A 3757-nucleotide genomic window follows, 5' to 3' on the forward strand; every position below is an offset into this window, starting at 1 on the left:
CTGGGCAACGGGACCAGCCGCGGATACCGGCCTGGAGTGCTCGAGGCCTATCTCGAGCCGTGGCTGGGCGCCGAGGGGCACGCCGCGTTCTATCGGCAGTACCGACAGCTCAGCCAGAGCGACACCGCCGAGTACGAACACCTCCTGCCCGGGCTCGACATCCCCGTCACCCTGCTCTGGGGGCTCGATGACCAGATCCTCCCGGTCCCTTACGGGCAATGGGCCGAGCAACACATCCCCAACCAGGGCCTCACCTGGGTGGACGCCGCCGGACACCTCCTCGCCGAAGACGCACCGGCCCAACTCCTCGAGCGACTCACGCAACAAGGCTGACCACGCACCGTCCGGCACGGGTTCACCACCAACCCGGTCAGGCGGTGGGCGACCGATCGTCGCCCGGGCGGCCACCGGCGTCCGGACGCCTGGCCACCAGCGCCCCGACGACGGCGCCTAGTCCAGCGGCGGTGAGCGTCAGGACGAACCCGAACGTGGCCGAAAAAGGCACGTCCGAGAGATAGGTGCTCACCGAGAAGAACTCGTCACTGCCAACCTGGGGAAGCACCGCGAAGACGAGCCCGACGATGACGCCGACGAGCACCCACCGGGCGAGCACCCATCCGAACGCGTCCCGCCGGGCGTCGACCAGGCCCCAGGCGAATGAGGCGACGATGACGGCGAGGAAGGCGAGGACGCCGGCCCCGATGTTGGCGGTCCCTTCGTCCGACAGCATGTTCGTCCCGAAGCCGACGACGACGGCGAGGAGGGTGAGGACGATCGCCCGCATTGCCACCCTCATGCCCGTAGCGTCCCAGATCGACGCCCCGTTACCGCGTCGCCACGAGTGGTGACCTCGGTGGCGGCACGCAATCCACCAGGAGACGCCGGAAGAGCGTCAAGGGCGCGATGAGCGGCCTACGGGGTGACACGCAACCACACCGCCGAGCGTCCTGTGCCCTGCGGCTTGAGGCGCCCTTCGTCCTTCAGCTCGTTGAGGACGAGTCGGATGGTGGGGTCGTGACTCCGGGCAGCGCGGCCCTGATGTCGGAGATCGCGAAGACGGGCGCGCCGTGCCTCAGGACGTGCTCACGCACGCGTGCGGACTTCGTGCCTCCAGACCTATCGGCGGCCACACCCTCAGCGAACCGGCTGTAACCGCGAGCAAGGAGCGTGCTGAAGTACGCCAACCAGGGCCACGGGTCGTGGGCGTGCTCGTCCCAGTCGTGGGTCGAGTCGAGCAGCGCTTGGTAGTAGTCGTCGGCTGACTCGGCGATGAGCTGTTCGAGCGACACGTAGCGGCCCACGCCATACCCGGCCTCGGCGAGAAGGGCGTTCGTCAGCGCGCGTGCCACGCGGCCGTTGCCGTCGTCGAACGGGTGGATGATGAGCAGATCCAAGGCGAAGAGGCCAATGAGAAGCACGGGGTGGTGGTGGTTGGCCTTGATGGCCTCGGCGTAGCAGTCGATGAGGTGGGCGGCGTAATCCTCTGTGCGAGCGGCGGGCACGGGCTTGAATCGGACCGTCTGGACCCCGTCGGGAGACCGGTCGACGACAAGGTTGTCGCTCTGCTTGAAGGTCCCACCGGTGGTCTTGGTATCCGCGAGGAGCAGTCGGTGCAGGTGAAGGAGCAAGCCGACGTTCAGGGGGCGCCAGTCCTCGGCGAACAGGTAGTCAAGGGCAGCGCGGTAGCCGGCGAGCTCTTGTTCGCTGCGGGTGCGCAGCTCTATCGGCTTGCCCGCGATGATGGCGGCCGCGCGGCTCCGGTTCTTGACGACGACACCCTCGAGGGCAGAGGACGCAGTGATGCTCGCGACCCGGGCGCGGTTGGCCAGCTCAGTCAGGAGGTCGGGCACCTGGTTGAGGTACAGCCCCTCGCTCCCTTGGCCGCGGTCTACGTTGCGCAACGTCATGACCACGGGTGCCGGCACAGCGCCGAGGACGCGATCGAGGTCAACGAACGAGTGCACCAGGAGTCCTCACAGACGGTCTAAACTGCATAATATTGCGGTTGATTATCGAGTTTAGACCCTTGGTAAGGGTTCTGTGGCAGTTCTGGCACTCGTTGATCCGGTTGGAGCGCGCCGCCACCAAACTCGCGGCCGGTCGTTGACGCGCCACTGACTGGGCCCGCAACCGGGTTGGGCTATTCGTGGACGATCCTGGTCCCTAGCACCTCCAGGAACTGCGCGATCCAGGCCGGGTGCGCCGGCCACGCGGGGGCGCTCACGAGAGAGCCGTCGGTGACGGCCTGGTCCACCGAGATTTCGGCGGGGGTCCCTCCACCGAGGGTCACCTCGGGCCCGACGGCGGGGTAGGACGAGACCGTCCTGCCCTTCACCACGCCCGCTGCCGTCAGGATCTGGGGGCCGTGGCAGATCGCGGCCGTGGGCTTGTCACGCTCGAAGAAATGACGCACGACGTCGAGGACCTCGCCGTTGAGGCGCAGGTACTCCGGCGCGCGACCACCCGGGATGACCAGGGCGTCGTAGTCCGCGGGGTCCACCTCGGCGAAGGTCGCGTTCAGGACGAACTTGCGCCCCGGCGTCTCCCCGATAGGTCCGGTCGCCGACGAAGTCGTGGATGGCCGTGCGGACCGTGTAGCCCGCAGCCTCGTCCGGGCAGACCGCGTGCGCTGTGTGCCCTACCGCTTGCAGCAGCTTGGCTGAGCTATCTCCCGGTAAGGGCGGCGCAGGCGCGCTCCAGCTCTCGCTCTCCAAAGGTGTACTGCGGCTCCTTGACGACCTCACCGGTGTCGAGGTCGACGACGAGCAGTCCGCTGTAGTCGCCAAGCCTGCGACCGGTGACGTTGAGGGTGACCTGCCCGTCGGGACCAGACTTGACGATCTCGGCCCCTGAAGCTCTCCCGCTGATGCTGCCGAGCTCGGACGTCAGCGTCAGGGTAAGGCTCACGCTGTTGAGGGTTTGGAGGTTACCTGCCGGGTTCGTGAAGGTCCGCGCGATGACGAAGCCAGTGATCGATCCTGTGACTGAGACGCCACAACTGTCTGTCAAAAACTCGTCGTCGAAGGTGTCGTCGACCACGATTCTCTCAGACTCCGGGGGAGCCGCCGCCGACATGGGGGCTGCGCTGACAGACGCCAAGGCAACGAGACACCCTGTGCCGACTATCCGCGAGACGGTGTTCATCATGATCCCTCTCCTGACACGGTGCGGCGGGCGGCGGGCCCACTCAATGCCACCGCTCTAGTCCAGGCCCGGTGTCTATACCCGTCTATACCCGCATCGAAAGCGTACTGCTCGAGTGACGTTCGGAGCGGGGTCTGAAGTACTCAAACCTGCGCCGGGACATACTCATCTACTTCACACTCCGGCGTCAGTCTCTGTTCCCCCCTCCACCCGACTCCGGGATCGACGGTGGAGCCACTAACCGCCGTCTCCCAGGCGACTGAAGTGCTCCACGCGCTCGACCGGTTCGGTGAACGCGCCCGCCGGAAGGTCAGAGCCGTCTGACCTGTGAGCCGCGAGCCTGAACCGATGTTCGTCTTCACCGTCCGGAGCGCCTGGGTTACTGCATAGGCGGCGCTACGGCGTTGTCCGTGCCGAGTGCTGACCGATCACCGGTACTTCTCGACGAGCGCGTCGCCGATGGCGGCCATGCGGTCTCGCACGCTTTGGGGGCTGCTGATCTCGAGCCATTCCACGAGTCCCGCGAGGTGGCCCGCAAGCCCGTACTCGCTCGGCCCGCGGATAAGGACGCTGATGCGCCCGTCGTCGCGAGTGTCGCCGATCTCGAGGTCGT

The 3757-nt window shown here is 66.8% G+C and carries 5 protein-coding genes and 1 pseudogene; 1 reads left to right on the forward strand and 5 read right to left on the reverse strand.

Translation table 11 applies throughout. From position 1 onward, the window contains the following. The coding region (locus VJ976_RS10510; protein ID WP_324100173.1) for an alpha/beta hydrolase at window positions 1-333 on the forward strand (333 nt) is incomplete at its 5' end. A gap of 37 nt (window positions 334-370) precedes the next feature. Here VJ976_RS10510 and VJ976_RS10515 read toward each other — a convergent pair. From VJ976_RS10515 to VJ976_RS10535, 5 genes and pseudogenes are all read right to left on the reverse strand, one after another. Further along, window positions 371-796, reverse strand: a complete 426-nt coding sequence (locus VJ976_RS10515; protein WP_324100174.1) for a hypothetical protein — start codon at window positions 794-796, stop codon at window positions 371-373. Between the two features lie 184 nt (window positions 797-980). Next, complete coding sequence (locus tag VJ976_RS10520; protein ID WP_324100175.1) at window positions 981-1964, reverse strand: Fic family protein; 984 nt, start codon at window positions 1962-1964, stop codon at window positions 981-983. Between the two features lie 176 nt (window positions 1965-2140). Continuing rightward, the gene (locus tag VJ976_RS10525) at window positions 2141-2605 is read right to left on the reverse strand and encodes a DJ-1/PfpI/YhbO family deglycase/protease (protein ID WP_324100177.1); all 465 of its coding nucleotides are present in this window, start codon (window positions 2603-2605) and stop codon (window positions 2141-2143) included. 59 nt (window positions 2606-2664) lie between these two features. Continuing rightward, complete coding sequence (locus VJ976_RS10530) at window positions 2665-3147, reverse strand: hypothetical protein (protein WP_324100176.1); 483 nt, start codon at window positions 3145-3147, stop codon at window positions 2665-2667. Window positions 3148-3572: 425 nt separating this feature from the next. Further along, a pseudogene (locus tag VJ976_RS10535) lies at window positions 3573-3757 on the reverse strand (WYL domain-containing protein); the annotation flags it as partial.

It is taken from the genome of Ornithinimicrobium sp. (genome assembly GCF_035267225.1).
Taxonomy (GTDB): Bacteria; Actinomycetota; Actinomycetes; order Actinomycetales; family Dermatophilaceae; genus Ornithinicoccus.

What these genes read in the sequence shown, in the direction of transcription:
- VJ976_RS10515 (WP_324100174.1), bottom strand. Translation starts at nt 796, where the DNA reads ATGAGGGTGGCAATGCGGGCGATCGTCCTCACCCTCCTCGCCGTCGTC.
- VJ976_RS10530 (WP_324100176.1), bottom strand. Translation starts at nt 3,147, where the DNA reads ATGATGAACACCGTCTCGCGGATAGTCGGCACAGGGTGTCTCGTTGCC.